Annotated in this window: 18 protein-coding genes; 5 read left to right on the top strand and 13 right to left on the bottom strand. The window is 66.0% G+C overall.

Annotation, left to right across the window (positions count from 1 at the left end):
- Positions 1 to 60: 60 nt before the first annotated feature.
- From SH602x_RS22945 to SH602x_RS22920, 6 genes are all read right to left on the bottom strand, one after another.
- Positions 61 to 1,077, bottom strand: coding sequence for an NAD-dependent epimerase (locus tag SH602x_RS22945; protein ID WP_479474489.1), 1,017 nt, complete (start codon positions 1,075 to 1,077; stop codon positions 61 to 63).
- 359 nt (positions 1,078 to 1,436) lie between these two features.
- The gene (locus SH602x_RS22940) at positions 1,437 to 4,229 is read right to left on the bottom strand and encodes a single stranded DNA-binding domain-containing protein (RefSeq protein ID WP_479474488.1); all 2,793 of its coding nucleotides are present in this window, start codon (positions 4,227 to 4,229) and stop codon (positions 1,437 to 1,439) included.
- A gap of 180 nt (positions 4,230 to 4,409) precedes the next feature.
- On the bottom strand, positions 4,410 to 5,198 hold the full coding sequence (locus SH602x_RS22935) for an SRPBCC family protein (protein WP_479474487.1): 789 nt from the start codon (positions 5,196 to 5,198) through the stop codon (positions 4,410 to 4,412).
- A gap of 197 nt (positions 5,199 to 5,395) precedes the next feature.
- Positions 5,396 to 6,889 (bottom strand): glutamate synthase subunit beta, encoded by a 1,494-nt coding sequence (locus SH602x_RS22930; protein WP_479474486.1) that lies wholly within the window; start codon positions 6,887 to 6,889, stop codon positions 5,396 to 5,398.
- Positions 6,890 to 7,159: 270 nt separating this feature from the next.
- Positions 7,160 to 11,836, bottom strand: coding sequence for a glutamate synthase large subunit (gltB, locus tag SH602x_RS22925; RefSeq protein WP_479474485.1), 4,677 nt, complete (start codon positions 11,834 to 11,836; stop codon positions 7,160 to 7,162).
- Positions 11,837 to 12,066: 230 nt separating this feature from the next.
- Positions 12,067 to 13,137 (bottom strand): LysR family transcriptional regulator, encoded by a 1,071-nt coding sequence (locus SH602x_RS22920; RefSeq protein ID WP_479474484.1) that lies wholly within the window; start codon positions 13,135 to 13,137, stop codon positions 12,067 to 12,069.
- A gap of 505 nt (positions 13,138 to 13,642) precedes the next feature.
- Here SH602x_RS22920 and SH602x_RS22915 point away from each other — a divergent pair.
- Complete coding sequence (locus SH602x_RS22915; protein WP_479474483.1) at positions 13,643 to 14,509, top strand: glycosyltransferase family 2 protein; 867 nt, start codon at positions 13,643 to 13,645, stop codon at positions 14,507 to 14,509.
- A 230-nt stretch (positions 14,510 to 14,739) separates the two neighbouring features.
- On the opposite strand, the gene SH602x_RS22910 is transcribed toward SH602x_RS22915, so the two are convergent.
- On the bottom strand, positions 14,740 to 15,669 hold the full coding sequence (locus tag SH602x_RS22910; protein ID WP_479474482.1) for a GntR family transcriptional regulator: 930 nt from the start codon (positions 15,667 to 15,669) through the stop codon (positions 14,740 to 14,742).
- Between the two features lie 160 nt (positions 15,670 to 15,829).
- On the opposite strand from SH602x_RS22910, the gene SH602x_RS22905 reads away from it, so the two are divergent.
- Together SH602x_RS22905 and SH602x_RS22900 are read left to right on the top strand one after the other, a co-directional pair.
- The gene (locus SH602x_RS22905) at positions 15,830 to 16,744 is read left to right on the top strand and encodes a dihydrodipicolinate synthase family protein (RefSeq protein WP_479474481.1); all 915 of its coding nucleotides are present in this window, start codon (positions 15,830 to 15,832) and stop codon (positions 16,742 to 16,744) included.
- A 283-nt stretch (positions 16,745 to 17,027) separates the two neighbouring features.
- Positions 17,028 to 17,687, top strand: coding sequence for a pentapeptide repeat-containing protein (locus tag SH602x_RS22900; RefSeq protein ID WP_479474480.1), 660 nt, complete (start codon positions 17,028 to 17,030; stop codon positions 17,685 to 17,687).
- A 203-nt stretch (positions 17,688 to 17,890) separates the two neighbouring features.
- Here SH602x_RS22900 and SH602x_RS22895 read toward each other — a convergent pair whose 3' ends face one another.
- From SH602x_RS22895 to SH602x_RS22885, 3 genes are all read right to left on the bottom strand, one after another.
- A complete protein-coding gene (locus SH602x_RS22895; RefSeq protein WP_479474479.1) occupies positions 17,891 to 18,382 on the bottom strand; it encodes a type II toxin-antitoxin system VapC family toxin in 492 nt (163 codons plus the stop codon).
- A 145-nt stretch (positions 18,383 to 18,527) separates the two neighbouring features.
- Positions 18,528 to 19,286: a hypothetical protein gene (locus SH602x_RS22890; protein WP_479474478.1), complete on the bottom strand. Its 759-nt coding sequence runs from the start codon at positions 19,284 to 19,286 to the stop codon at positions 18,528 to 18,530.
- A 252-nt stretch (positions 19,287 to 19,538) separates the two neighbouring features.
- The gene (locus SH602x_RS22885; RefSeq protein WP_479474477.1) at positions 19,539 to 20,354 is read right to left on the bottom strand and encodes a DUF2262 domain-containing protein; all 816 of its coding nucleotides are present in this window, start codon (positions 20,352 to 20,354) and stop codon (positions 19,539 to 19,541) included.
- Positions 20,355 to 20,481: 127 nt separating this feature from the next.
- Between SH602x_RS22885 and SH602x_RS22880 the strand changes: the two genes are divergently transcribed.
- A complete protein-coding gene (locus SH602x_RS22880; RefSeq protein ID WP_479474476.1) occupies positions 20,482 to 20,607 on the top strand; it encodes a hypothetical protein in 126 nt (41 codons plus the stop codon).
- 30 nt (positions 20,608 to 20,637) lie between these two features.
- Here SH602x_RS22880 and SH602x_RS22875 read toward each other — a convergent pair whose 3' ends face one another.
- The gene (locus SH602x_RS22875; RefSeq protein ID WP_479474475.1) at positions 20,638 to 21,852 is read right to left on the bottom strand and encodes a sialidase family protein; all 1,215 of its coding nucleotides are present in this window, start codon (positions 21,850 to 21,852) and stop codon (positions 20,638 to 20,640) included.
- A 308-nt stretch (positions 21,853 to 22,160) separates the two neighbouring features.
- Positions 22,161 to 23,531: a class I SAM-dependent rRNA methyltransferase gene (locus SH602x_RS22870; RefSeq protein ID WP_479474474.1), complete on the bottom strand. Its 1,371-nt coding sequence runs from the start codon at positions 23,529 to 23,531 to the stop codon at positions 22,161 to 22,163.
- 491 nt (positions 23,532 to 24,022) lie between these two features.
- On the opposite strand from SH602x_RS22870, the gene SH602x_RS22865 reads away from it, so the two are divergent.
- Complete coding sequence (locus tag SH602x_RS22865; RefSeq protein ID WP_479474473.1) at positions 24,023 to 24,499, top strand: hypothetical protein; 477 nt, start codon at positions 24,023 to 24,025, stop codon at positions 24,497 to 24,499.
- Positions 24,500 to 24,603: 104 nt separating this feature from the next.
- Here SH602x_RS22865 and SH602x_RS22860 read toward each other — a convergent pair whose 3' ends face one another.
- Positions 24,604 to 25,839: a TlpA family protein disulfide reductase gene (locus SH602x_RS22860; RefSeq protein ID WP_479474472.1), complete on the bottom strand. Its 1,236-nt coding sequence runs from the start codon at positions 25,837 to 25,839 to the stop codon at positions 24,604 to 24,606.
- Positions 25,840 to 25,949 lie beyond the last annotated feature (110 nt).

Raw genomic sequence — 25,949 nt, 5'->3', positions numbered from 1 at the left:
GTTCCGCCTGAGGAGGGGTGGATCGCTGCGTCGCTTACATGCTATCGCGAACAGGCCCGACTACGTCGCTCTTCCTGCATACTCCCGATACCACGCGACGAACTTCGCCACGCCTTCGGCCAGCGGCGTGTAGGGACGCAGGTCGAAGTCCCGGGCGAAGCGGTCCATATCGGCGTAGGTCTCCGGAACGTCGCCGGCCTGCATGGGAAGCAGTTCCTTAATCGCTTCGCGGCCCAGGTTCTTCTCGATCAGGCCGATCAGTTCGAGCAACTCGACCGGCTCGTGATTGCCGAGGTTATAGACGCGGTAGGGGGCGCTGCTCGTCGCGGGATCGCCGGACGCGGCGTCCCATTCTGGATTCGCCGCGGGCGGCTTCGCGATCACGCGGACGATCCCCTCGACGATATCGTCGACGTAGGTGAAGTCCCGCCGCATGTCGCCGTGATTGAAGACGCGGATCGGCTTCCCCTGGCTGATCGCGTCGGCGAAGAGATACATCGCCATGTCGGGCCTGCCCCACGGTCCGTAGACGGTGAAGAACCGCAAGCCCGTCGTCGGCAAACCGTAGAGATGGCTGTACGAGTGAGCCATCGCCTCGTTCGCCTTCTTCGTCGCTCCGTACAACGACAGCGGGTGATCGCACGGATCGCCTTCCGAGAAGGGCATCTTCGTATTCGATCCGTAGACCGAACTCGACGAGGCGTAAACCAAATGCGGCGTCTTCCGATGCCGGCAGCCTTCCAGCATGTTGAGGAAGCCGACCAGATTGCTTTCGACGTACGTCCGCGGATTCTCGATCGAGTACCGCACGCCGGCCTGCGCCGCGAGATGGACGACCGCGTCGAACGGCGTTTCGGCGAATGCGGCCTCGGTCGCCAGTCGGTCCTCGATCGATAGCTGCCGGAAGCGAAAGCTGGGATGCGCCGTCAACTGGCTCAGACGATCCTGCTTCAGACGCACGGGATAGTAGGCGTTCAGGTCGTCCCAGCCTTCGACCGCATGACCCTCGTCGAGCAGACGCCGGGCCAGATGAAAGCCGATGAACCCGGCGGCGCCGGTGACGAGCAGCGAAGCCATGCGGCGGTATCGTAAGAAGGACGTCGTTGCGGCAGAGGAGAAGCATGCCGGCGAGCGACTATCTTAGCAGCCCGTTGATTCTCTCAACGGGGCTGCGTTCGCCGCACGGATGCGGCGTCGAAACAGCGGTCTTTCCGCTGTTTTGCGAGGCGTGAGAGACTTGTTTCGAACCTGCCGAGCGTGATTTTCGCCACGACGGCGAAAATCGACGGGCTATTGGCGGCTCGCTGCCGGAGCGAAGGCGCCTGAAGGTTTCGACTGGCGAAGCGTGGGACTCGCCCTTCTCGCACGAAAAACGCCCTCTTCCTGAGGCAGGAAGAAGGCGTTCGAATCGATTCAGCGTTCGACGGAACGGACGCTTACCGGCGACCAGGTCCGCCTCCGCGGGGACCGCCCCCGCGAGGACCGCCGCCGCCAGGAGCCGAAGGTCGTCCGCCGCCGCCGCCGCGCATCGCAGGGGCCGAAGGCTGCGAGCCTCCGCCTCCGCTGAACGAAGGCGCCGAAGGTCGCGAACCGCCTCCGCCGAAGGAGGGCGCCGAAGGTCGAGCGCCGCCGCCCCCGATCGAGGGGATCGAGCGAGGAGCGCTTCCGCCGCCGATGCGAGGAGCCGAGCCGCCGCTTCGCCCGCCGCCGAGAGCCGGCGGGGACGAGATGCTGCGTCCCGGATTCAGACCGGAAATGCCCGATCCGCCGGAGGGCCGGGGAACCGAGAAGCTGCTGCGGTTGGGACCGCCGCCGCCGCCGGGTCGCGGACCAGCTCCGCCGCCCGGACGAGGACCAGCTCCTCCTCCTCCTCCGCCGCCGCCAGGACGAGGTCCGCCGCCGCCGCCGGGGTTTCCGATACCGGGACCGCCACCTCCGCCGGGTCGCGGACCAGCTCCGCCTCCGGGAAGACCGCCACCGCCGCCGGGACGCGGACCAGCTCCACCGCCACCGCCGGGAAGTCCAGCGCCGCCGCCGGGACGGGATCCGCCGCCGATACCAGGGGCTCCTCCGCCGCCGGGTCGCGGACCAGCTCCGCCACCGCCGCCGGGAAGTCCGGCGCCGGGACTACCGCCCCGACCCGGTGCACCAGATCCGCCCGCTCCGGGGCCACCAGGTCCGCCGGCTCCAGGTCCGCCGCGTCCCGGTGCGCCAGGTCCACCCGCTCCGGGACCATCGCCACGACCAGGACCGCCAGGCAGTCCAGCGCCGGGTCCGTCACCGCGACCCGGTGCGCCAGGTCCGCCGGCTCCGGGTCCATCGCCGCGTCCCGGAGTTCCGGGACCGCCGCCTGCGCCAGGTCCGCCGCGTCCCGGTCCGCCAGGACCGCCCGCGCCAGGTCCGTCACCGCGTCCCGGTCCGCCGGGAAGTCCGGCGCCCGGTCCATCGCCACGTCCAGGAGTTCCCGGGCCGCCGCCTGCGCCAGGTCCGCCGCGTCCCGGTCCGCCCGGACCGCCCGCGCCGGGTCCGTCACCGCGTCCCGGTCCGCCGGGAAGTCCGGCTCCCGGTCCATCACCACGTCCCGGTCCGCCGGGACCGCCCGCGCCGGGACCGTCACCGCGACCCGGTCCGCCGGGAAGACCGGCTCCCGGTCCATCGCCGCGGGGACCTGAACCAGGGCCAGGGCCGCCTGGAGTGCGGCCGCCCGCGCCGGGCCGTCCGCCGTTTCCGCGTCCCGGAACGCCGCCGACTCGCGGACCGCCCGTCGGGAGGCCCGGAAGATCGAGTCGCGGAAGTCCCCCTGCGCCGGGGAGATCCTCGCGTCCCGGAAGTCCGCCTGCGCCCGGAAGTCCTGCACCAGGCAGTCCGCCGCGCCCGGGAAGTCCGCCTGCGCCCGGAAGTCCGCCTGCGAGAGGCAGGCCCCGCTCGAGCTGCGAACGCTGCATCGAGATGTTGCGGAACGACCGAATCGGATCCGCGTAGCCTCGCCGCGCGTCGAGCCCCAGAGGCCGGAAGTTATACGGCACGTTCGGCCCGCGGACGAACGAGTTGAACCCGATCCCCAGGGGCGAGATGCCGCCCGGGAAACCGCCGGCTCCGAATCCGCGACCCCAGGCCGAGAGCCCGAAGTACGAGACCGGCGGACGGAAGCCCGGGTTACCGACGTAGTAGTTGTTCCACCCCAGCAGCGTGTCGTAGTACGAATAGCCCGGACGACGATACGCCCAACTGTTGTAGGTGAAAATCGGGTCGTACCAGAGCGGGTTGTTTCGCGCCTGGTACCACGGGTGGAAGCCGAAGCTGTTCCAGTTGGAACCGTAGTAGTTGCCGAAGTAGTAGTGCTGATATCGCGGCGCCGCCCACAGGTTCAGCCACAGCGACGTCTGCGTGTTCACGACGACGGTCGGCGACCAGAAGTAGTTCGGCTGGGTGTAGATCGGCCGGGAGTAATAGACCGGCGCGAACAGCACGCCGCGCGTCGGACCGCGGTAATCCCAATAGCCGTCCACGAAGATGCAGCCGCCCGCGGTGTTCAGGTAATGGGCAGGCACCCACACCCAGTTCTCCTGATGCGGAGTCCAGTAGCCGGGACGCCACTTGTAGTCGTCCGACTGGTACTGCCAGGCGCCCGGCACCCAGAAGTGGTTCTCCGACGGAGCTTCCGAGGAGGGACCCTCTTCGACCGATTCCGGAACGGGCGGCAGGTACGTCACCGTCTCCAGTTCCTCGGAAATCCAGGCGCCCGCCGTCCAGCGGAAGCCGCCGTCCGCTTCGGCCCAGTAGCCGGGAACCCAGCGACGTCCCGGAGGAGCCTTTCGCCAGACGCCGCTGACCCAAAGGTAATCCTCTCGCTCGGGATCCCAGGCCCAGTAGCCGGGAATCCACGTCGCCGAAGCGTCGTCGAGTTCGTATTCCGGCGGAAGCTCGTCGATCGGCTCCGGCGGCTGCTTGGCGATCACCGGCGCCAGCTCCGTCGTCTCCGTGATGGGCGAGGCGTACGCCTCGTGCACCGGACCGCGGAGCAGAACCTCGTAACCGTCCGCCGACGTATCGACGGGTTCCTCCGCCCCGGGGACCGGGACTTCGCTCGTCGGCAAATCGGGCGGAGGGGGGAGCTGTTGCGCTCGCGCAGAGTTCGCAAGAACTGCGACTCCGACGAGACCGGCCGCTCCGGCCGCAAGCACGTAGCGAATCATGAAGCTGTGCTCCTTGTGACGTCGGTGCGCCATCTTGTTGACGACGCATCGTGGAAGGGCGAGTGGGAGTCGTAAGGCAGCGTCGGTCGTCCGCGACGGCGCCCCGAGATCTCCCGGCAGGCGTTCGCGCTGGAATGGCAGCGCAGTCCGGACTTAATACGCAAACCCTATGCCGGGGCGACCTCTAGAGCCCGCTGGGTTCGCTCGACCGACTCAGTCGACCGGATCGGTCGGCGCCTCCTTCGATGCCTCTTCCTGCGTCTCCGTGACGTCATCGACCGCGTCAGACGAGGCGCTTTCGGGAGCCGCCGCGGCGCCCGCCCCTGCGTCGCCAGGAACCGGGTCGGTCGCCGATGCGTCATCGTTCGGATCGGCGTCCGGTTCAGAGGCGGCAGGTTCCGCCGTCGCCGGCTCAGCGGGGGCTTCTGCGGACGACTCGGGAGAAGTCACGGGCTTCGTCGCTGCGGCTTCGCTTTCGGCCAGACGCTTCAGATTGGCGAGCCCCGTGTCGAAGTCCTGCTCGAGCATGCCCCGCATCATCAGGCCGACGTACCGTCCGATCGGGCTGAAGCCCATGTCGCACTGGAAGCTCCAGGTGACGTTCGTCTGAGACTCCTTGCCAGCCGGCAGAAACTTCATGGTCCCCGGGTTGGCTCCGCTGCCGGCGAAGTCGACGGTGTAGGCGACCAGCGAGCCCTCCTCGACGCCGGTGACGGCTACCTTGCCGGTCGAGAGCTTTTCGCCTTTCCACTCGTACCACGCTCCTTCGCCCACTGAGGGATCGGAGAACGTGTAGGTCACCGTCGGATCCATCTCCTTGTTCCACGCCTGCCAGTCGGGCCACCGTTTCATATCGGCGACCAGCGGATAGAGCGTCTCGGGCGCGGCCGACGTGAGGACGGAGCGTTCGATGACGATCGCCTGCGGCAGCAGGAACCCGAGCAGCAGGATCCCCACGACCAGCGTGACCACGACGCCGACGATGCGCAGGAAGACCTTCATGGCAGGCGAGTCTTTCGCGAGTGGACGAGCGAGCGCCGCGAGATCGCGGTCGGGACCGTTCCGATCGGTTCATCATAAGGCTTGCCGACTTCGATCGCGAAAAGCTTGCACTCTGACTCGCGCACGAAAAAGCGCCGGCCCTGATGAGAGGACCGGCGCTCGAATGCGGTGCGGCGTGTCGAGACGCAGGGATGCGTTTAGACCAGCGCGGTTCCCATCGTGACGCCCGGGGCGGGAAGCTCGCTGCGGCCCATCAGCGCCTGGTCGATGGCCCGCGCGGCGCCGCGACCTTCGTTGATGGCCCACACGACCAGCGACTGACCCCGGCGGCAGTCGCCCGCGGCGAAGATCTTCGGATCGCTCGTCGTGAAGACGCCGTGGTCGGCCTTGAAGTTCGACCGCGGGTCGAGTTCGATGCCGAACGTCTCGTTGACGTAATGCTCGGGGCCGAGGAAGCCCATCGCCAGCGTGACGAGCTGCGTCGGCCAGAGCTTCTCCGAACCAGGAACCTCCGTCATCTTGGGGCGTCCGTTCTCGAACGTCCACTCGATCTCGACCGTCTTCAGCGCCTTCAGGCGACCCTGCTCGTCGCCGATGAACTCCTTGGTGCTCATGCAGTACTGCCGGGGATCGTCGCCGAAGCGCTTCGCCGATTCTTCGTGGGCGTAGTCGACGCGGAAGATCCGCGGCCACTCGGGCCAGGGATTGTCCGCGCCGCGCAGCGCGGGCGGCTTGCCGAACAGTTCGAAGTTGACCATCGACTTGCAGCCGTGCCGCAGCGACGTGCCGATGCAGTCGGCTCCCGTGTCGCCGCCGCCGATCACGATCACGTCGAGATCCTTCGCGCTGACGTAGGCGCCGTCTTCGAGATTCGAATCGAGCAGGCTCTTCGTGTTCGCGCGGAGGAAGTCCATCGCGAAATGGACCCCCTTCAGATCGCGTCCCGGGATCGGCAGGTCACGGGGCTTCGTCGCGCCGACGGCCAGCAGCACCGCGTCATGCTCCGAATAGAGCTTCTTCGCGTCGACGTTCTTGCCGACGTCGGCGTTCGTGCGGAACTTGACCCCCTCCTGGCGCAGCAGCTCGATGCGGCGTTCGACGACCTGCTTTTCGAGCTTCATGTTCGGGATGCCGTACATCAGCAGCCCGCCGGTGCGATCGGCCCGCTCGAAGACCTCGACCGAGTGGCCGACGGAGTTGAGCTGCGCCGCGGCGGCCAGACCGGCAGGGCCCGACCCGATGATCGCGATCTTCTTGCCCGTGCGATGCTGCGGCGGATTGGGGACGACCCAGCCCTCTTCGAAGCCGCGGTCGATGATCGCGTTCTCGATGTTCTTGATCGTGACCGGCGGATCGGTGATGCCGAGCACGCAAGCCCCCTCGCACGGGGCAGGGCAGGCCCGACCGGTGAACTCGGGGAAGTTGTTCGTCTTGTGCAGACGATCGAGCGCGTCCCGCCAGCGGCCGTGGAAGACCAGGTCGTTCCACTCCGGGATCAGGTTGTCGACCGGGCAGCCCGTCGCCGACATGCAGAACGGCACGCCGCAGTCCATGCACCGCGCGCCCTGCTCGCGGAGCTTCTCCTCGACCGGCGGGGTGTAGATCTCGAGATAGTCGCTGGCACGTTCGAACGGATCCCGGTAGGGAACGGTCTTGCGGGCGAACTCTTTGAATCCGGTGGGCTTTCCCATGGGCGTACGAACGGCAGCGGCGGAGAGGGCGGAATATGAAATGCGGAGTCGACCTAGAGCGGCGTTCCTCGGGGACATGCCCGTGTGCCACGGCTGGCTTGTCCAGCCGTGATTCCGCCATCCATCGAGATCGAATCCGAAACTACATCGAATCGGTAGTGTCTGACGATCGAACGTCTCGGCGTCTTCCGACCCTCAGTCACGGCTGGACGAGCCAGCCGTGGCACACGGGCCGAACCTCGCTTCGAGCGAACTCGATTGTTCGGCGTCTCAGACTTCCTTCTGGCGGACGACCATGGGGGCGCCTGCTCCGGCGGAAGCGGATTCTTCCTCTTCGTCGCCCGAGCGGACCTTGCGCTGCTGCAGAGCCAGCTTGTAGTCGATCGGCATGACCTTCTTGAACTGGTCGCCGATCGTGTCCCACTCGTCGAGAACCCGCTGGCCGACGGCGGAGCCGGTGTAATCGACATGCCGGGCGACGGCGTCGCGAACGAAGGCGACGTCCTGCTCGTCGAGCGGATCGAGCTCCACCATTTCCAGGTTGCACTTCAGTTCGAAGTCGCCCGCAGCGTCCCAGACGTAGGCGATGCCGCCCGACATGCCCGCGGCGAAGTTTCTTCCGGTCGGGCCGAGGATGATCGCGCGACCGCCGGTCATGTATTCCAGACCGTGGTCGCCGACCCCTTCGACGACGACTTCGGCGCCGCTGTTCCGGACGCAAAAGCGCTCCGCCGCGCGGCCGCGGAAGAAGCACTCGCCCTTGACGGCGCCGTACAGGACGACGTTGCCGATGAGGATGTTGTCCTCCGCCGCGAAGCCGCTGTTCTTCGGCGGATAGATCACGATCCGCCCGCCCGAGAGGCCCTTGCCGACGTAGTCGTTGGCGTCCCCTTCGAGTTCGAGCGTCACGCCCGGCGCCAGGAACGCGCCGAAGGACTGACCCGCGCTGCCGTTGAACTTGAGGTGGACCGTATCCGGGGCCAGGCCCGCGGCGCCGTAACGCTTGGTCAGTTCGTGGCTCAGGATCGTGCCGACCGTGCGGTTGATGTTGACGATGTCGAACTCGGCCTTCACCGGTTCGCCCCGTTCGATCGCGGGTTCGCAGGCCGGGACGAGCTTCGTCACGTCCAGCGACTTGTCCAGGCCGTGATCCTGCTCCATCGTCTTCCGGACGCCGACGCCCTCATGGGCGCGCTTCGCCGGTCGCAGCAGGGGCGCCAGGTCGAGACCGTCCGCCTTCCAGTGCGCGATCGCTTCGTCGGCTTCCAGAAGATCCGTCCGACCGACGAGGTCGTCCAGGTTCTTCACGCCCAGTTCGGCCATCACCCGCCGGGCGTCTTCGGCGACCATGAAGAGATAGTTGACGACGTGCTCCGGCTTGCCGGCGAACTTCTTGCGAAGTTCGGGGTCTTGCGTCGCGATGCCGACGGGGCACGTGTTGAGGTGACACTTCCGCATCATGATGCAGCCCAGCGCGATCAGCGGAGCGGTCGCGAAACCCATCTCCTCCGCGCCGAGCATCGCCGCCAGGACGACGTCGCGGCCCGTCTTGAGGCCGCCGTCCGTCTGAAGGGTGACGCGGCTGCGCAGGTCGTTCAGCACCAGCGTCTGGTGCGTTTCGGCCAGACCCAGTTCCCAGGGCAGACCGGCATGCTTGATGCTGGTCAGCGGCGAAGCGCCCGTGCCGCCCGAATCGCCGGCGATCAGGATGTGATCGGCATGCGCCTTGGCGACGCCGGTGGCGACGGTGCCGACGCCCGCCTCGGCGACCAGCTTCACGCTGATGCGAGCGCCGGGGTTGGCGTTCTTCAGATCGTGGATGAGTTGGGCCAGATCCTCGATCGAATAGATGTCGTGATGCGGCGGCGGGCTGATGAGGCCCACGCCCGGGGTCGAATGGCGGATGCGAGCGATGTTCGCGTCGACCTTCTTGCCCGGAAGCTCGCCCCCTTCGCCCGGCTTGGCGCCCTGCGAGATCTTGATCTGCAGTTCGTCCGCGTTCGTCAGGTAGTCGATCGTCACGCCGAACCGGCCCGACGCGACCTGCTTGATCGCGCTCCGGCGAGGGTTCTTCGATCCGTCGGGCAGGGGAGCGTAGCGGGCCGGGTCTTCGCCCCCTTCGCCCGTGTTGCTCTTGCCCCCCATGGAGTTCATGGCGATCGCGAGCGATTCGTGCGCCTCGGCGCTGATCGAGCCGAAGCTCATCGCCCCGGTGCAGAAGCGCTTCACGATGGCGCTGGCCGGTTCGACCTCTTCGATCGGGATCGGACCGTCTACGGCGGGCTTGAACTTCAAGAGGCCGCGAAGCGTGCGGAGGCGCCGCGCTTCGCCGTCGCAGATCTTGGCGAAGTCCCAGTAGGCGTTCTTGTCGCCCGTCCGCGCGGCGATCTGCAACTTGGCGATCGTCTGCGGTTCCCAGGCGTGCTTCTCGCCTTCGGCCCGCCAGTGATACTCGCCCGGGTTGGGGAGCTGCGAAGAGCGGCTGCGGGCGTCGGTCGGGTAGCCGAGCGCATGACGGCGGAGCGTCTCTTCGGCGATGACGTCGAAGCTGACGCCCTGGACGCGGCTGGCCGTTCCGGCGAAGCAGCGTTCGATGACTTCGTCCTTGATGCCGAGGGCCTCGAAGATCTGCGCGCCCTTGTAGGACTGCAGCGTCGAGATGCCCATCTTGGCCATCACCTTCAGGATGCCCTTCCGGACGCCCTTGCGGTAGGACTCGACGATCTTCTTGTCGACGACTTCGGAAGCGCCGACGAACGATTCGCCCGACAGCAGGCCGTCGCGCTGCGCCTGCCAGAGCGACTCGAACGCGAGATACGGGTTGATCGCGTCGGCGCCGTAGCCGATCAGCAGGCAGTGGTGATGGACTTCCCGCGCTTCGCCCGATTCGACGATCAGGCCGATGCGGGTCCGCTTCGCGCTGCGAACGAGGTGATGGTGGACCGCTCCCGTGGCGAGGAGCGAGCTGACGGGCGCCCGGTCGGCGGAGATCTCCCGATCAGAGAGGATCACCAGCGAATCGCCCTCGTCGATCGCGGCTTCCGCTTCGGCGCAGATGCGATCGAGCGCCGCGACCATGCCGGCCTTCCCTTCGCTGCGGGGGAAGGTGATGTCGATCACGCGGCTCTTCCAGCCCCGATGATCGAGATGCCGCAGCGCAGCCAGCTCCTCGTTGGTCAGGATCGGGTGCGGCACGAGCAGGCGGTGTGCGTGGCCCGGCTCCGGCTCGAGCAGGTTCTGCTCCGGTCCGATGTAGCACTCCAGCGTCATGATCAGCTCTTCCCGGATCGAATCGATCGCGGGATTGGTGACCTGCGCGAAGAGCTGCTTGAAGTAGTCGTACAGCAGCCGCGGCTGATCGGAGAGACACGCCAGCGCCGAGTCGTTCCCCATCGAGCCGAGCGGATCTCGCTTCTCCTTGATCATCGGGAGGAGCATGAACTGCATCGTTTCGACCGTGTAGCCGAACGCCTGCATCCGCGGCAGAAGCGTCTCCTGGTAGAAGCCGTGCGGCTCCTCTTCGGTGTGCAGTTCGGAGAGCTCGATGCGGTTCTCCCGCAGCCACTGGGCGTAGGGCTGCCGCCGGGCGAACTCTTCCTTCAGCTCCTCGTCGGGGATCAGGCATCCCTTGTCGAAGTCGACCAGGAACATGCGGCCCGGCTGCAGGCGACCCTTCTCCTTGACGATGGCCGGGTCGACTTCGACGACGCCGACTTCGCTGGCCATGATCACGCGGTCGTCGTGCGTCAGGTAGTACCGGCTGGGCCGCAGGCCGTTCCGGTCGAGCACGGCGCCGATGGTCTTGCCGTCGGTGAAGACGATCGAGGCGGGCCCGTCCCAGGGCTCCATCAGGCAGGACTGGTATTCGTAGAACGCCCGCTTGGTCTCCGACATGGTGCGATGATTCTGCCACGCCTCGGGCACCATCATCATCACCGATTCCTGCAGCGAGCGACCGCTCAGCAGCAGGAATTCCAGCACGTTGTCGAACGAACCGGAGTCGGAACAGTCGGGCTCCACGATCGGGAAGAGCTTCGACAGCTCTTCGCCGTACAGCGGGCTGCTCGCCGCGCCCTGACGGGCGCGCATCCAGTTCTGATTGCCGCGGAGCGTGTTGATCTCGCCGTTGTGGCTCATGAACCGCAGCGGCTGCGCGCGGTCCCAACTGGGGAACGTGTTGGTCGAGAACCGCGAATGGACCATCGCCAGGTGACTGACGAAGTCCTCCGCCTGCATGTCTGGGTAGTAGGGGACGATCTGATCGGGGGTCAGCATCCCCTTGTAGATGATGATCTTGCTCGACAGGCTCACGACGTAGAACGTCTTCGCCTCCTTGAGCGACTTGTCGGTGCGAAGCAGGTTGCTCGCCCGCTTGCGGATGAGATAGAGCTGGCGCTCGAAGGCGTCCGAGTCGAACGCCTTGCCGTTCGATCCCTCGGCCGCGCCGGCGCCTTCGGGCGCGGCGACGATCAGTTGCTCCATCCAGGGCTCGCAGGCGCGGGCGGCGGGACCGACGTCGGCGACGTCCGTCTGCTGCGGCACCTTGCGCCAGCCGACCAGAACCTGGCCCTGTTCGGCGATCAGTTCCTCGAACTTCTGCTTGCAGTACGCCCGCTCCTTGGCGTCCCGCGGCAGGAACACGATGCCGGCGCCGTAACGGCCCTTCTCGGGCAGCGTCTTGCCGAGCTCTTCCTTCACGACCCGCGCGAAGAAGGGATGCGGGATGGCCAGCAGCATGCCGGAGCCGTCGCCCGTGTTGGGCTCGCATCCGCATCCGCCGCGATGGTTCATCCGGCGGAGCATGTGATCGGCGTCGAGCACGATCTGACGGCTGGCCACGCCCTTCACGTGCGCGACGAAGCCGACGCCGCAGGAGTCCTTCTCGAACTGCGGATCGTAGAGGCCCTGCTTTTCGGGAAAGCCGTTGGGTGCGTGATTAGCGGACATCTTCGTCGTCGGGCGCTGGAGTGTCAGGACCTGAGTCGCACCCCTCGGATGCGACGTCGCGGCTTGCCGCGATGGATGTTTTGCGGCAGGCCGCGAGGTAGTTTCGCGGCGTGCCGCGTTGGACCGTTCGCGGCTTGCCGCGTGCGAAAAGCCGCGGACTGCCGCAGTGGAAATTAGAAGTCGAACGGAAGAGCGAGTCGCAGTGACCCGGGTTCGCCCGGCACGCCGACTCAGGTTTCGCCGACCGTCGCCGGCACGCGCTGGTCGGAGTCGGACTCCGCGTCGATCGCCGGCAGGTCGGACGTCTCGGTCGTCATGCCGTCCGCGTTCGGCGACTCTGCCGCCACGTCCGACGGAACCGGGAGACCGACGGCGGAGGCGAGAGCCTCGGTCGCGTCCGATTCCTCTTCGGTCGTCGCCGGCGTCTGTTCGCGGAGCAGGCGGATGAACGCCTGGGCTGTTTTACCGAGTCCCTTGCCGCGACGGACGATAATTCCCAAGCGACGTTTGAGATCGACCCCTTCGATGGGGAGAGCTTTCAGGTCGCCGATCTGGATCTCGCGCTCGACGGTCGGCAGCGGCAGCAGGGCGATGCCGGCGTTGATGGCGACCGCCTTCTTGAGCACCTCGATATTGTCGAACTCCATCGCGATGGGAGCCGTCACCCCGTGCTGGGCGAGAAAGCGGTCGGTCTCCCGGCGAATGCGCAGATTCGAATAGAAGCCGACCATCTTCTGGCCGTCCAGCATCGCCGGGGTCACCTGTTCCAGCCGACCGAAGGGATGGTCCGGGTTGCAGACCACCACCATCGACTCGTCGCGCCACGGCAGGACGCGGATGACCCGACTCCGCCGGGGATAGCTCACCAGTCCCAGATGGGCCTGATCGTTGCGGACCATTTCATAGACGCGGTCCGGCGTGTGGTACTCCAGCCGAACGCGAGCCTGCGGATGCTGTTCCAGGAACCGCGTGATGTAGCCGTTCAGGTGGGACATGCCGGCCGAATAGATCGACACTACGCGAACCTGACCGGCGATGTCCTTATGCAGCGTCCGGACGCGTTCTTCCAGGGCGTAGTATCGCTCGATCAGCTTGCTGCAGCCCTGGTAGAAGACCTTCCCCTCCTCGGTCAGCAGGAAGGGGCGCCGCGAGCGATCGATGAGCTGCACCTTCAGGTGCTCTTCGAGCTGATGCACCATCTGCGACACGCTCGGCTGGGAGACGTTGTTCTCCCGCGCTGCCCGCGAAAAGCTTCGCAGGTTGGCGACGTCGCAAAAGACTTTGAGGTGCTTCAGGTGCATTCCGAACCGGCCTGGGAGAGGGGCGGCACGTACGTCGGGAAAACTCCGTCGTCGGTCGGTCGCCTCCTCCTGAGAGCGATACGAAGAGCAGTTCGCGAAGCGAACGAACCAGCGACGCGTTCAATAATCGGCGAACCTATGATTAAATCTTTTGATAATTGGTGCGTCAAGTAGCGGCAGGGCAGATTCTAGTCCGTTGCCGAACTTGTCCCACGTTCCGCCTGCCGAAGGCGTTCGCGGCTGATTTCGCGGTCCCGGCGGATTCTTGTTGAACGACGTAACGTCAATTGGTGAAACAGGTTGAGGACAACGTTTCTTACCTGGTGGAATTCCATACGGAAGCCGACTCGCCGTACCAGTTCAAGTAGGGCGTGTTCGTTCACCTTGGCGAGGCTCGATGGAGTCCGCCCGCCAAGGCCGTGAGCGATGCGGCTTTCCTGCCCGGGAGCCGCGGGTCAGAATGACGCGTAAGAATCGGGACAGGGCACCGGAGCACGGTTTCGGCATGGAAACGGTTTCGCGGGAGGAAGCGGTACGGCTGCTCGCGGAGGCGGTGCGCGCTGACGGCGCGAGCTCCGCGGACGAGGCGTTCTCACCGGCCGCGGCTCATCCGACGCGGGAACGGGCGGCCCTGCTCGAATCGCTGCTCGGTACGGAACTCTGCCGGCGTCTGGGGATCGCGGCGCCGCCGGCGGACTTTCTGCTCTCGATCGTGATCCCGATCTACAACGAGACGAAGACGATCGAATCGGTCGTCGAACGGGTCCGCCGGGCGGAACCCGACGCCGAAATCATTCTGGTCGACGACGGCAGTCACGACGGGACCCGCGACAAGCTCGCCGCCCTGGAGGCGTCCGGCTGCCGGGTGATCCTGCACGAGCGGAATCAGGGGAAGGGCGCCGCGCTGATGACCGGCTTCGCGGCGGCGACCGGCGACGTGATCGCCGTGCAGGATGCCGACCGGGAATACGACCCGCTGGAGTTCCGCTGGCTCCTGCAGCCGATCTTTAGGGGCGAAGCCGACGTCGTCTACGGCAGCCGGTTCTCGTCCAACGACCGGCTGGTCACCCCCTGGTGGCATCGGATGGGGAACCAGGTCATCACGACGCTGTTCAACCTCCGCAGCGGCCAGTCGTTCACCGACGTCGAGACCTGCTACAAGCTGATGCGCCGCGAGGTCCTGTCGCCCCTGCTGCCGACCCTGCGGGAGCGACGCTTCGGCATCGAGATCGAGCTGACGATGAAGCTCGTCCGCGCCGGCGCCCGCTTCGCCGAACGGCCCATCCGCTACGACAAGCGGACCTATGCCGAAGGCAAGAAGATCGGCCTGAAAGACGCCTTTCGCGCCGTCTGGTGCATGCTGAAATATTGAGGACGCGGCGCCCTCTCTCGTAGGGTGGGTCTTGACCCACCTGTCGTTCTCACGACGCTCGATAAGGAGCCGCCGGTCGATTCTCGCTACGAGAACTCACGGACAGGAAGGCTGAGGGCACGTCGACCTTTGTGTCGACGTCCGCGGAAATCCGATGCCGCAGCTCGCCTTGTCGCGACAGGTGCGTCAAGACGCACCCTACGAGACAACGACTGCATCCCGTTCGCCCACTACGCGCTTCGCGATTCGAGCCCGCGTCGCCGCGCGAGCAGCTTCTGCAGATTGCTCTTCTGCGAAGCGATATGCCGGGAGTTCTCGCGGCAGCAGCGTTCCAGGTCCCCCTCGATCGCCGCGTCGAGGATCGCCACATGCTCCGCCGCCATCGCGCGGACGGCGTCGGCCTCGGGCGCGGCGTAGTCGAACAGCAGGTTGAACGCCTGCCCCTGCCGTTCGAAGAACCGTTGCAGCGTCGCGTTGCCCGACAGATCGATCCAGTACTGATGCAGGCGGTTATCGATCTGCGGCTGGCCCTCCCCGGTCGGCAGGTTGCCTTCGCGGTACGCGAGAAGCTGCGCCCGATCGAGCTTGCGGAACGCCTTCGACAGCGCCAGCGCTTCGAGCGCGTCGCGCACGTCGAGATAGGAATCGATCTCGCCCAGGTTGAACGTGCGGACCTCCCATCCGCGACGCGCGCGATGGATCAGCAGGCCCCGCTCGGCGAGGCGTCCGAACGTCTGCCGCAGGGCCGTTCGCCCGACGCCGAAGGTTTCCGCCGTCGCTTCTTCGCGGAGGAACTTCGCCTCGCCTGCCAGGCCCAGTTCGATCACGTGCTTCTGGACGAGAACCTCCAGATCGGCCCGCCCCGGACCTGACGGATGGGGACCGCTCGCCGCCGCGAGCGTATGGGGCGTGAGGCCCGAGCGCAGTTCCAGCCGCCCGTTGGGAAGCTTGTTCAGCACGCCCGCACGGATCAGCTCGGCGACCGCCTGACGCACCGGGGTGACGCTGACCGCGTAGTGATCCGAAATGGCGCTGAGCGTCAGCGCATAGGGCAGGGCGGCTCCCTCGCCCACGCAGGCGACCAGATCCCGCTTGATCATGGACGACAGCAGCGGCCGCGTCAGCGCGGGCGAAGCGGTCATTGCGGCGCCGTCGGACATTCGCGTGCTCTCGCTCTCTCCAGGCGGACGATCCCCCCAACGCTCTCCCATTAGTTTCCGCTTAGAAAAGCCGAAACGAAAGGCCGTTGCATCCGGTATCCGGATCGGCAAGAATAGGGCGACAAATCTGTTTTTGGGTACAACAGCAGGATCGGCGACCATGAGCGACTGGCGAGGCGTGTTTCCCGCGGCGACGACGCAGTTCCATGAAGACGGATCGCTCGATATCGATTCGACGGTCCGGCATCTCCATCTGCTGGTCGACGAGGGGGTCAACGGGCTGATCTTGCTGGGCACGGTCGGCGAGAACGGCTCGCTCGATCCGGAGGAGAAGATCGAACTGCTCCGCGAGGCGACGGCCGCGATCGACGGCCGCGTCCCGGTCCTCTCGGGCGTTTCCGAACGATCGAGCCGCGCGGCCGTGCGATTCGTCGAGCAAGCGGACGCCGCGGGCGTCGACGGCTATATGGTGCTGCCCGGGGTCGGGTACAAGTCCGACGCGCGGGAGACGGCGGCTCACTTCCGCCAGGTCTTCGCAGCGACGCCCCGACCCTGCATGGCCTACAACAACCCGGTCTCCTACGGCGTCGATATCAAGCCGGAGGAGTTCGCCGCGCTGGCCGACGTCGAGAATCTGGTCGCGATCAAGGAATCGTCCGACGACATCCGCCGGATCACCGACCTGATCAACGTCACGGGCGATCGCTTCACGATCTTCTGCGGCGTCGACGATCTGGCGCTGGAAGCCTGCATGCTCGGCGCGACCGGCTGGATCTCCGGCCTCGTGAACGCCTTCCCGGCGGAGAACCGCCTGATCTGGGATCTCGCCACGGCAGGTCGCTGGAACGAGGCCCGCGAAGTCTATCGCTGGTACATGCCCCTGCTGCATCTCGATACGCACGTGAAGCTGGTGCAGTACATCAAGTTCGCGATGCAGCTCACCGGCCTGGGCAGCGAGACCGTCCGCCTCCCCCGCATGCCCCTCGTCGGCGAAGAACGCGCCCGCATCGAACTGATCGTCCTCGACGCTATCGCCTCGCGCCCCAATCCCAGCGATTATCGCGCGACGGCGTAGGTTCGCGAACTGCCGCGCGTCAGAAGACCTGTGTGCCATGGCTGGCTTGTCCAGCCGTGCCCTGACCAAGGAGTAGTCCGCCTATTCTTGCGAGATCGAAGCGATTCGTCCCGCGCGAAGGGACTCTCGACCGATTCGAGGATTCGCACGGCTGGACAAGCCAGCCATGGCACACGGAGGAAGCCGGCCGCTCGTCCCTCGCATGACCTCCCGTCCTTCATCGGGTAAATTCGTCCTCTCTCCGCGAGCCTGCGGACGACGAGTCTTGCCCGAAGGAACGACCATGACCGACCGGACGAACGTCGCTTCGCCCAAGCTGAACGACGCAGACGCGTTCGCCCCTTTCGCGAAAGCCCTTCCTGCCGACAACGCGGAGTTCGTCGAGCGTCGCGGCGACGACGTCGACTGGCGGGAGAAGTCGGCGGCCGGCATGACGTTCGAAGCCGCGCTCTTCGTCGGCGCCGCGCTCGCCCGATCGAAGTTTCCGGACGTCGCCCTGCGCGACGTGCGATTCGACCGATGCGACCTGTCGAACGCCGAGTGGTCCGGCGCTTCGCTCGTGAGATCGGAGATCGTCGGGACGAAGCTGATCGGCTTCGCCTCGGCCGAGAGTCGCTGGCGGGACGTGCTCGTCCGGAAGTCGCCCGGCAGGCTGGCCGTCTGGCAGCAGACGCGGTTCGACTCCTGCCGGTTCGAGGACTGCGACCTGGCCGAAGCCAGCTTCGAAGGCGCGACGCTGAAGAACGTCGTCTTTCGCGAGTGCGATCTGGCCGGCGTCCGTTTCGTCGGCGCGACGCTGGAAAACGTCGACCTCCGCGGCTCGCGCATCGACGGCCTGCACCTCGACCCCGCCTCCGTCGCCGGCCTGATCATCGACCCGACTCAGGCGCCCATCATCGCGGCCTTGGCGGGAGCGCGAATCGAGGAAGTGCCGAAGGGGTGAGGCTTTCGCGTCGTGCTCGCGTTCAGCGCTGGTCTCGTCGAGACGAAGCCTCTTCCGCACGTTCGTCGGACGAAGGTGCAACCGCGACTCGCTCGCGAATCGTTCGGCCCGAGGACTTCTGATCGCGCTGGAGGCGCGAGACGAGCCCAGCCAACGTACCGCCAGATTCGGCGAGCAGTCGTTCGCGAACCGCGCGAAGCTCTTCAAGAATCGGAAGGGTCGTCATCGTCGCCGAGGAACTGTGATGGGGTGCAGATGAGCGGCAGTTTGTGCCCTTCGCGGAGAAGTAACTGATAGACGCGAGGGAGCTCATGGGCGTTCGCGATGTGCTTACAGCTAAGCGTCAATAGATAATCTACGCCCGCGACCGCTGCGGCGGCAATGTGCAGAGCGTCTGCGGCAGCCTTCTCGGGGATCAAGTGAGCCGCGAGGATTTTCGCTGCGAGTCTTTCGACGACGAGGTCGATCGGAACGATCGCAATGCCTTCGAGAAGTTTGAGTCGATTCGCGGCCGCGGTCGGATCGCCCGCCGACGCCTCCGCGATCACCAGTTGCGAGGTGACGAGCTCGAATCTCGGAAGCTCGGTCGTCCACCACTCTCGAGCCTGCTGCTGTAACGCGGCAGTTTGCACATCGCGACTTGGTGCAGCCGCCGCGAAACTGACGATCGACGTTTCAATGTAGACGACATCCATCGGTCGATCGCTTTCTTAGCCCCGCCGCGAATGCGGCAACTGTCTTGCGCAGGGATTCACTTCGCCTTCGCCAACGTGTCAAGTTCTTCTAACCTCAGCCTCACCGAAAGGCTGTACGATCGTCGAAACGCTTCCTTCGAAGATCCTACGGCCGACCGAATTCGAGCGACCGTATCTCGAAGGCGTTGGACGGTGCAATGCCGAGGCCCATGCTGATGGCCTCGGAGACTCCTTCGCTTCGCACGGCGACGTAGCACCACCCGATTTCGTCCCGGTCGGAACCGGGCGGAAGGAGTTCGTAGCGTTCGAGCCCGACGTCGACGTCCCTTGCTCCGCCGATCAGCTCACGCCACGCTCGCTTCAGAGCGTCGGGCGAGTATTCCGTGCGCAGCGCCGGCGAGAGGAACCGATGGGCGTGCGAGAACTTTCCTTCGCGAAGTTGAAGACAGAAATCTTCCGCAGCCGTGCAGAACGCCGGGTCATCGAACAGCGACGTCTCCCGCAGGTCGAAATCGGGAAGCGGCTCGTTTTCCTTGTCTCCGAGGGCGACGATCTGGTCCAGAGCCAGTTTCGCCGTCGCGCTGCGAATCGCGTCGCCCTGAGATCGGACGTCGGTTCGCACCAGTTCCTCGTACCATTCTCGCGCGTCGCGATACTGACCGAGCGAGATCAGCGCGAGGCACTTCCAGTTGAGCAGCGTCTGGAAGTTCGGATCGTGCGGCTTGAGCAACGACAGGGCCAGGTCGTAATACGACAGCCCCTCGCGAATCTTGGCGATCTGTTTCTTCGATAGCGGCTCGGCGTCGAACGACGTCAAGCCGGTAAGCCGATTTCCTTTGGCCATCAGCGCCGACGCCGCAGCGAATCGATGCTTGTAAGGCACGCGGTCGATGTCGATCTTCATCGGGCCGGCAGGCTCCCGTCGTCAAGATGCAGGAAACAGCGCGTCCGCGAAACACGGCGCATTGCGGAGCTTCGTAGGGTGCGGCTTGCCGCACCTGTCGTTCTCACGGCGATCGATCGGGAGCTGCCGGTAGATTTTCACGACGCGATCTCGCGGACCGAGAAGCGGCAAAGTCGCATCGAACGGCGGTTCGACCGGCAAGCGAACCCGATGCGGCAACTCGCCTCGACACGCCTCGCGATCCGGTCAACTTCAGCCGGGAATGTCGGCGTAAAGCGGGCCTTGCGCGACGTTTCCGCAGATCTGAATCGAATGGCCGAAGAACATTTCGTCGTCGTCATGCCAGAATTCGAACTTGCCGTCAGGTGCCAGCGAGATCGAAGACAGGCCCATTCTCGCGACGAACATTTCCGCGGAATGCTCGGGAACGTCTTCCTGACGCCACGTGCCGTTGAACAGGTCCAGCAACTCCGCCGCCGCGAATTCGTCGATGCGTCGTTTCCATGCGGTCTGGTCCGGCCATAGGGCGCTCGCCGTCTTCAACGCGGCGTTGGGCGATCCGGCGGCGTCCGACTTAAGGAGAACCGAGACCGGCTGTCCGTTCCACTCGGCCTCTCCCAGGAACAGGTTCAGGCCCCGATCGAGCTTCAAGTCGCCCAGAAGTTCGCTGCGAACGATCGCGGGCTTGCGCAAGCGGCTCGCATAGGCTCGCGACTCCTTATCCGCGGCGCACGGTTCCCACGCCGTCAGCACCGCTCGGTCGCCGCTCTTCGCGAGCAGCGCCGTCATCTGCCAGAACGAATAGTGCGGAAAGTCGCGGCGAGGAGGCTGGCCGGAGGGGAGCGGAAGCAGGACGACCAGTTTCCGTTCTTGAAAGGCTTTCCCTGCGATGCGGTAGCCGTCGAGCTCGAGGATCTGAACGTCGTAACTCTCGCCGTTCCAGACGCTGCAGCCGCTGCGCGTACCGACGATTCCCTCGATCAGGGTCGTCGTTTCGTCGTAGTCGACGCTGGCCGGGTCGATGTCCGACAGCGACTTCACGCCGGGAGGATGATAAGCCGTTTCCAACTGCGGTCTCCGTCGTAGGAAAGAGGGCGCATGGGATGCCGCCGTCGCAGTTCGCAGGGCGAACCGCTCGCCCTGCGAACTGATCTAGTTTCGTAGGGTGCGGCTTGCCGCACCTGTCGTTCTCACGATGATCGATCGGGAGGCTCCGGTCGATTCGCACGACGGGATCTCGCGGACCGAGAAGCGGCAAGGACGCGTCGAGCTGCGGATGCACCTGCAAGCGAACCCGATACGGCAGCTCGCCGCGACGTGACAGGTGCGGCGAGCCGCACCCTACGAAGAATCACTTCGCCTTCGCCAGTGCGTCGAGTTCTTCCAGCTTCAACCTCACCGAAACGATGTACGGCGGCTCGCCCTGCTCCCAATGCCCGTAGGTGGTGAGGACGAAGGTGCCGTCGGGCAGGATCTCGACGCCGGGATAGGCGCAGTCGTAGCCCTTCGTGTTGTCCTTCAGACGGACGACGTACTGACCGGGGCGTTGATCGAGTCGCTCCGGCGTTCGCTCGACATTGTCCGCGGTGCGTCCGGCGAGGTCTTCCCACGTGCCGACCCACGCGACCCAGTCGCCCTCGAAGGGTGACTTCTCGCTGGCGGTCGCCTTGTTCCACTCGAAGCTTTTCGTCGGCGAAACCTTGCGGAAGGAGATGACGAGTCGACCGTCCGGCCTGTAGGCGGCCTGATGTCGGTCGCCGGTCAACGACGCGGGCAGGGGAGCGGGGTCGGTCCACGTGGCGCCCTCGTCGGTCGAGTAGATGATCTGCGAGTTCGCCACGCGCTTGTTCTCTCGCAGCAGCATGGCCAGCGTCTTGCCGTCGGGCGATCGGACGATGCCCGGCTCGCAGAGATGAACGTCGGCGCTGGCATGCAGCGTGCGCGGCTCGGACCACGTGACGCCGCCGTCCTTCGTATCGGTCGCGTACAGCGTCATGACGCGCGGGTTCGCCTGCTTCGATCCTTCGTGGATGAAGCGCCCGTCGTCGTGGAAGTAGGCCGTGTAGACGCCGGGGTGATGGCGGTTCGCGGAGAGGTCGCCCATCGGGACGATGCCGCCGAACTTGCCGATGGGGGCGAGGGGCGTCCAGGTTTTGCCCTCGTCTTCGCTGATCGCCTGCCGGACGGGCCGCAGGCCGGAGAACATCAGGATCCGCTTCTTGCCCGCGGCGTCGACGGTCGGAAAGAGCGTCGGCGTCTCTTCGGACGTGGCCCAGTTCTCCGGCGTCGGCAGCCGATCCGACCAGGTCTTTCCGCCGTCCTCGCTCCGCTTGTAGAGGATCGGGCCGCGACCATGCCCCTTGGGATAGACGCAGAGGATCGTCTTGCCGTCGTCGAGCAGATAAGTCGAGACGTGGCCCAGGTACTGCCCCGGCTCGCGATCGACGACCGTCTGACGGGCCGCGTCGTCGTTCAGGTCGAGATGCTTCGGCTCTTCGGCGCTGGCGGCGAACGAAAGCAGGAGGCAGAGCAGGGCGGGGAGCGCAAGGGACGAGAGACGCATCATCGGCTGGAACTCCTTCAGGGCGGGAACTTCAGCCGGGAAGACGTCGTCTGCCGCGACTTAAGCTGGCCCTAACAGAGTAGCCGATTGGGCATCGCGAGTCGCGCGTCTTGCTCCCGCGACTCATGGAGCGAGCGTGTCCCACGGCTGGCTTGCCCAGCCGTGCAGGACCCCGGAGAAGATTCCGACTGTGCGAGAGACGACGCAAGTAGACCATCGCCCCGCTGTCCGCGGCACGGCTGGGCAAGCCAGCCATGGCACACAGAACGAATTGGACGATCGCAGGCGATGAAGGCGGGCAACTCCGTCGTCTACACGTCCCGCTGATCTTCCGCCGGAGGAGCGGCGTCCGCTTCGTCGTCGAAGTCGAGGACGGCGCCGTGCTTGGTGCCGTCCGCTGACGTCTGCGGCTGCTTCTTGCGCTGCTTCACGCCGTGCCCGCGCGCCGGGGGGGCCGAGCCTTCGGCGCCCGGAGCCGGCAGGTCGATGGTCCGCTCCATCGGGCCGACGCGGGCGATGAAGCACTTGAGGTACTCGCTTTCCAGGCACGTCGCGCTGACCGGGTGGTCGGGCGCGGCGCCGCGCTGGTCGAGCACCTGCACTTCTCGCCGGGACTTCTGCGCGACGGCGGTCAGGTTGACGAGGAACTGCTCCCGCGTGACGTTGCCTGAGCAACTGCACGTGACGAGGTAGCCCCCCTCCGCGAGCAGATCGACGGCGAAGCGATTCAGCCGATGGTACGCACGCAGGGCGTCCTCGACCCGGCTGCGGCGGCCGGCGAACTTCGGCGGATCGAGAATCACGACGTCGAACTTGCGACCCTCGGCGACGAGTCGTTCGAGATAGGGAAAGGCGTCCCCCTTTTCGACCGTGTAGTTCGACAGGCCGTTGATCTCGGCGTGGCGACGGGCCTGCTCGATGGCATGTTCGCTGGAATCGACGGCCAGGACTTCCGCCGCTCCTTGCTGGAGCGCGTTCAGACCGAAGCCGCCCGTGTAGCAGCAGACGTCAAGCACGCTCTTGCCGCGACAGAGCGAGCCGGCGATCCGGCGGTTATCGCGCTGGTCGAGATAGAAGCCCGTCTTCTGGCCGGAGACCAGATCGACCTCGTACTTGATGCCGTTCTCGCGGATCACGATCGGGCCGGGAGGCGTCTCGCCGTACCACTGCGGCTCGGCCTCTTCGAAGCCTTCGCGCTCCGCGGTCGAAGCGTCGGCACGGACTAGCACGCCCCGCGGATTGAGGCGTTCTTGCAGCGCGGCCACGATCTCGTCGCGACGCTGGTAGATGCCCAGCGCGGTCGGCTGGATGACGAGCCACTCGGCGAAGCGATCGACGATCAGGCCGGAGAGGCCGTCGGATTCGCTGAAGATCAGACGGCAGGCCTCGTCTTCGCCGAGCAGGTTCAGATCCTCGCGCAGGCGGACGGCGCGATGCACGCGGTCCTTCCAGAAGGCGGCGTCGAGCGGCGTCTCTTCCCGCCAGGAGTAGAGGCGGACGCGGATGCGACTGTTCGGGTTGTAGAGCCCGTGGGCGATGAACTTGCCCTTGTCGTTGACCAGGCCCACGGCGTCGCCCGGGGCGATCGAATCGTCGACCTTCTCGATCGCGGAATCGAGGACCCAGGGATGGCGCCCGTAAAAGGGAAGGGCCTTGCGCGGTCGTAGACGGACGTTCTTCATCGGAAGCCGGGATTGCGGTACGCGTTGTTTCGCGCCACGGGCATTGGAATGCGCCGCAGGCGGTGCGGCAGGCCGCAGGCGACGCAGCGGGAGCGGTCAGGTGGAAATCGAGTCGTAAGCGTATGCGACAACGGCGCCTACGACAACGAGCGGGGCGACCCGCAGCGGCACGCCAGGGTGCCTGAATCGCCGGCGCGGCGGAAAAGTCGATTCGCCCCGCAGGGTCGGCAGAATCGGCGAAATCGACAAGGTTTCTCATCCGTCGAGGCGGCTAGCTTACGAAAAGCGCCGCACCCGGAACCGTTTCGTAATACGGTCCCTTTAGCTCACCGTTAGGGACGCAGGGATCGACGGCCGGGAAATCGGCAATTCGATCAGCGACGAAATGATCCCCACGGTTTAGCTCTCTCTTTTCTCAGCTCTTTTCGTTAAAGTCGCGGTCGTCTTCGGTCGAACGCGCGTCTCTCTTCGACGTAGGGAAGGATTGCCGGATGAAACGCTGGCTCTTCGCAAGCGCTCTGACCCTGTGCGGCGCCGCTTCGGCCTTCGGCCCGGGTTCCTCGCTCGTCGGCGGCTCGCTGTCGGCTGCCGAGCAGAGCCGGGACGCGGCGCTCGACCAGGTCTCGGTCCGCAAACTCTCCGCGGGGCAGGAGATCGCCATTTCGACCCATTCCCGCGTCTACCGCGGCCACGTGGTCGATCCGCAGACGGGCGAGATGGAACTGGCGCTGTCGCGGGACGGGGCGTCGTTCGGCGAGCCGGTGCGACTGTTCGTGCTCGGCGCCACGACCGGCGCTCAGCCCGATTCGGCCCATATCCTGGTCCGGATGGGCAAGATCCGCGTCGGCGACCGGATGGAACTCGGCCTGGGCAGTCGGGAAGCGATCGACCGCGCGATCAGCGACCCGGTCCTCGACATCCGCGTCGATGAGTCCGTCGAAAGCGCCTACGCCGGCACGGGACGCTGAGTCGCGACGCTCGTGCGTGTCGCACTGACGAATAACGTACCCGGCGATGTGAATCGCCACGGAATCGGCTCACAGGCCGCTACCGTTTCGCGAGACGCGCTCTATCAGTCCTTCGCCGCGTCGACGATCGGTTCGCGGAGCAGGCGCCCGACGATTTTCTCCGCACGCTCCAGGGGCACGCCGCGCGCCTGGAGGACGCCGTCGCGATCGACGACTGCGCACGTCGGAAGCTGCATCGCGAACCACGCCTCGGCGAGCGAGTGATTGCGATCGGCGAACGACTTCCACGTCACGCCGGCGTTTTGCGCCGTCTTCCTCGCCGATTCGAGATTCTCGTCGAGGCAGACGCCGACGATCTCGAAATCCGCGCCTTCGAAGCGTTGAAGAAGAGCCCGTTCTCGCGCCATCTCCGTGATGCAGGGAGCGCACCACGAAGCCCAGAAGGTCACCAGCACGACCTTGCCGCGCGAGTCAGCGAGATCCATCGGCTCTCCCTCGAGATCCTTCCCGGTCATCGCGGGAGCCGGCATTCCGAGCCGGAATTCGCGAACGGCTCGAATCGAAGCGTCGGCGTGCTCCTCCACCGTCGGACCGCCCAGCTTCTTCGGGCCGTATGCCGCGCGAAGGTTCTCGAACCGCGCGATCGCGTCGCCGGCGAGGTCGTCGCCGTCGAGCGACTGGAGCCAGGCGACGAACGCTTCGCCGCGACTCGCTTTCAGAAGCTCGATCGCCTCGGGAAAGGGGCGGAGGGCCTCGTCCCGCAGAAACAGGAGCGAGCGCTGGTGCATGGCGCCGCAGAACTCGACCGGCATGCGTTGATTCGCCGGCAGATTCGGCGACGCCGCGAGAGCGCTTAAGAAGTCCTCGCTCCAGGGCTGCGGTTGAACGGCGACCGCGAAAGCGACTCTCACCCCTTTCGCGGGATGCTCCTGCGCGAGAAGGTTCGCCGCTTCCGGCGCGGACTCCGTCGCAGGCAGTTCGTTGAGGACGAACGTCAGAAGCTCGGCGGTCTCGACGCCTTGCGGCGCCGCCTGGGCGGACTCCGTCGTTCGCCGGGCGAGGGTCGACTTCGCCTCCTGGAGGTCCGTCGCCGCCTTCGCGAGTTCCGATTCAGTATTCGCCGCCGCGACCGCTTCCCGGTGCGCTTCGTAGTGCGACTTCAGCTCGGCTCTGGCCTCGGCCAAGGGCGTCGGCGCGGACTGTGCGGCGTCAGCCGGCGGGGGAACCGCGGGCCCGGCGTGCAGCGTCGCAGGGTCGACGAACAGCAGCCCGAACCCCAGGAGCGACGCCGCGAAGAGGCGAAACGGCGACAGAAAGCGGAGCGATCGACGGGACGGCATGACGACTCCTCGTTGCGATGCGACTGCATCGTAATTCGGAGTCGATCGAACGCTCTTGGAGCGAAAATTCGGAGCCCGCCCCGGGCGTCGTCGCTTCGGAGACGAGGCAC

The sequence above is a fragment of the Lignipirellula cremea genome (assembly GCF_056501455.1).
The sequence above is the reverse complement of the archived record's forward strand: the minus strand, read 5'-3'. Positions and strand labels throughout refer to the sequence as shown.

Bases quoted from the DNA above. Each gene is read 5' to 3' on its own strand.
- SH602x_RS22945 (WP_479474489.1), bottom strand. From the start codon at position 1,077: ATGGCTTCGCTGCTCGTCACCGGCGCCGCCGGGTTCATCGGCTTTCAT.
- SH602x_RS22940 (WP_479474488.1), bottom strand. From the start codon at position 4,229: ATGGCGCACCGACGTCACAAGGAGCACAGCTTCATGATTCGCTACGTG.
- SH602x_RS22935 (WP_479474487.1), bottom strand. From the start codon at position 5,198: ATGAAGGTCTTCCTGCGCATCGTCGGCGTCGTGGTCACGCTGGTCGTG.
- SH602x_RS22930 (WP_479474486.1), bottom strand. From the start codon at position 6,889: ATGGGAAAGCCCACCGGATTCAAAGAGTTCGCCCGCAAGACCGTTCCC.
- gltB (WP_479474485.1), bottom strand. From the start codon at position 11,836: ATGTCCGCTAATCACGCACCCAACGGCTTTCCCGAAAAGCAGGGCCTC.
- SH602x_RS22920 (WP_479474484.1), bottom strand. From the start codon at position 13,137: ATGCACCTGAAGCACCTCAAAGTCTTTTGCGACGTCGCCAACCTGCGA.
- SH602x_RS22915 (WP_479474483.1), top strand. From the start codon at position 13,643: ATGGAAACGGTTTCGCGGGAGGAAGCGGTACGGCTGCTCGCGGAGGCG.
- SH602x_RS22910 (WP_479474482.1), bottom strand. From the start codon at position 15,669: ATGTCCGACGGCGCCGCAATGACCGCTTCGCCCGCGCTGACGCGGCCG.
- SH602x_RS22905 (WP_479474481.1), top strand. From the start codon at position 15,830: ATGAGCGACTGGCGAGGCGTGTTTCCCGCGGCGACGACGCAGTTCCAT.
- SH602x_RS22900 (WP_479474480.1), top strand. From the start codon at position 17,028: ATGACCGACCGGACGAACGTCGCTTCGCCCAAGCTGAACGACGCAGAC.
- SH602x_RS22895 (WP_479474479.1), bottom strand. From the start codon at position 18,382: ATGGATGTCGTCTACATTGAAACGTCGATCGTCAGTTTCGCGGCGGCT.
- SH602x_RS22890 (WP_479474478.1), bottom strand. From the start codon at position 19,286: ATGAAGATCGACATCGACCGCGTGCCTTACAAGCATCGATTCGCTGCG.
- SH602x_RS22880 (WP_479474476.1), top strand. From the start codon at position 20,482: ATGATCGATCGGGAGGCTCCGGTCGATTCGCACGACGGGATCTCGCGG.
- SH602x_RS22875 (WP_479474475.1), bottom strand. From the start codon at position 21,852: ATGATGCGTCTCTCGTCCCTTGCGCTCCCCGCCCTGCTCTGCCTCCTG.
- SH602x_RS22870 (WP_479474474.1), bottom strand. From the start codon at position 23,531: ATGAAGAACGTCCGTCTACGACCGCGCAAGGCCCTTCCCTTTTACGGG.
- SH602x_RS22865 (WP_479474473.1), top strand. From the start codon at position 24,023: ATGAAACGCTGGCTCTTCGCAAGCGCTCTGACCCTGTGCGGCGCCGCT.
- SH602x_RS22860 (WP_479474472.1), bottom strand. From the start codon at position 25,839: ATGCCGTCCCGTCGATCGCTCCGCTTTCTGTCGCCGTTTCGCCTCTTC.